The following is a 1954-nucleotide window of genomic DNA, read 5'->3' as shown; positions in this document are numbered from 1 at the left end:
GATGTGCCAGCAACCCTGCCGACCGTGACATCAGCGGCACCTGGATCAACCAGGTGGCGATCGATGCTGCCTCCAAAGGCGGCCCCCTGCGCGAAGCGCTCCAGGCCTATGGCCCGAACCTGGAATGGGACGTCAACACCAAGGCCGCTCAGGCCCGCTACACCAACGGTTTTGAGAATGTCGAAGGCAAGCTGCTGGGCGAAGAGTCCGGTGCCTGGAAGATCGACTTCTATGGCAGTTCCGGAAGTGAACTCAAGCGCGACGGCAAACAATTGAGCCAGGCCGCGACCGAAAACGAACCCGCCCAGGTCTTCGACCGCGCAGCGATCCCGGTGCCGGATGGCGCACCGATGGGCGCGAGCTTCGAACGCGCGCTGTATTCCGCCTACATGGGCGGCAGCTGGACAGTCGTCAGCGGCCCCGGCGAAGGCAGCACTGTGCAATTCCAGGCCGACGGCCAGGTAACCGGCCTGCCGGGGGCGGATCGCTATGCACTGTGTCTGGCGGGCGATTGCGCCTCGATGAGTGGCGGCAACGACAACATGTGGCTGCAACTCAACGGGCAAGGCAATGCCTGGATCTTTACGCGCAAGGGTAAGGAGCTGGAAATTTTCCAGACGGTGAATACCGCCCAGGCGGACGAACAGCCTCAGTTCACTCCTGGTGATCGCAAGTGGGTGCTGGAAAAGCAGTAACCACTTCCTGATAGCAACAAAAAACCATGTGGGAGCGAGCTTGCTCGCGATTAGGCTAGCCCTGACAGCACAAATCCTCAGGCCTTTTGTTCAAACGCCACATAGATCTTGCGGCAAGTCTCCAGCACTTCCCAAGTGCCCCGGAACCCGGCCGGAATCACAAAGCGATCACCCGCGCGCACGGTTTTGCTGTTGCCATCGTTGTCGCGCAGCACTGAAACACCCTGAACGATTTCGCAGTATTCATGCTCGGTGAAGTTCACGTGCCACTGGCCAACCGCACCTTCCCACACGCCCGCATTCAACTGACCGCAGGGGCTGTTGTAGTGGTTGTAAACCACCTGCTCCGGGTCGCCCTTCAAGATTTTCGCCTGGTCCGGTCTGTAGCGCTCGGGCTCGGTAGTGGCCTGGCTGAAGTCGACGATGTTCTGGATGCTCATTTGTTGTAATCCCCCGTGATTGCGGCGCGAGTGGCTGAAAAGGTGCTGGAAAGCCCAAAGTCTATGTTTATTAAAATGAACACCGCAAGGCCGTTTGCCGACCTTATGTCAAATATATTGATACAACCCCAGCCACTGGTTTAGGGTGGCGGTTGCCTTGGGCCGAAAGTGCAGGCTGGCCGGGCAGAATTCCTGGGGGCGTCCGCGAAGACCGCGGGGCGCTCGTATTCAACAAGAGGAGGACACTCGAATGACCACCCTGACTCGTGCCGATTGGGAGCAACGGGCTCGCGATCTGAAGATCGAAGGCCGCGCCTACATCAATGGCGAATACACCGATGCCGTCTCCAGCGAGACCTTCGAGTGCATTAGCCCGGTCGATGGCCGTCTGCTCGGCAAGATTGCCAGCTGTGACGCCGCCGACGCCCAGCGCGCTGTTGAAAACGCTCGCGCCACATTCAATTCCGGCGTCTGGTCGCGGCTGGCGCCAACCAAGCGCAAAGCCACCATGATTCGTTTCGTCGGCCTGCTGAAACAGCATGCCGAAGAACTGGCCCTGCTTGAAACCCTGGACATGGGCAAGCCGATCAGCGATTCCCTGTACATCGACGTCCCCGGCGCGGCGCAAGCCTTGAGCTGGAGCGGTGAAGCCATCGACAAGATCTACGATGAAGTGGCCGCCACCCCGCACGATCAACTGGGTCTGGTCACTCGCGAGCCGGTCGGCGTGGTCGGCGCCATCGTGCCGTGGAACTTCCCGCTGATGATGGCCTGCTGGAAACTCGGTCCGGCGTTGTCTACCGGCAACTCGGTGATCCT

3 protein-coding genes are annotated in these 1954 nt (G+C 60.1%); 2 read left to right on the top strand and 1 reads right to left on the bottom strand.

Annotation, left to right across the window (positions count from 1 at the left end; all coding sequences use genetic code 11):
- The coding region (locus tag F8N62_RS31265) for a hypothetical protein (protein WP_150714195.1) at window positions 1-695 on the top strand (695 nt) is incomplete at its 5' end.
- A 77-nt stretch (window positions 696-772) separates the two neighbouring features.
- On the opposite strand, the gene F8N62_RS31260 is transcribed toward F8N62_RS31265, so the two are convergent.
- Window positions 773-1135, bottom strand: a complete 363-nt coding sequence (locus F8N62_RS31260) for a cupin domain-containing protein (RefSeq protein ID WP_084317775.1) — start codon at window positions 1133-1135, stop codon at window positions 773-775.
- Window positions 1136-1385: 250 nt separating this feature from the next.
- Here F8N62_RS31260 and F8N62_RS31255 point away from each other — a divergent pair.
- A partial coding sequence (locus tag F8N62_RS31255) for an aldehyde dehydrogenase family protein (protein WP_150714194.1) occupies window positions 1386-1954 on the top strand: 569 nt, incomplete at its 3' end.

The sequence above is a fragment of the Pseudomonas fluorescens genome, from assembly GCF_902497785.1.
Taxonomy (GTDB): domain Bacteria; phylum Pseudomonadota; class Gammaproteobacteria; order Pseudomonadales; family Pseudomonadaceae; genus Aquipseudomonas; species Aquipseudomonas fluorescens_BO.
The sequence above is the reverse complement of the archived record's forward strand: the minus strand, read 5'-3'. Positions and strand labels throughout refer to the sequence as shown.

Coding starts and splice junctions, on each gene's coding strand:
- F8N62_RS31260 (WP_084317775.1), bottom strand. CDS start 1,135: ATGAGCATCCAGAACATCGTCGACTTCAGCCAGGCCACTACCGAGCCC.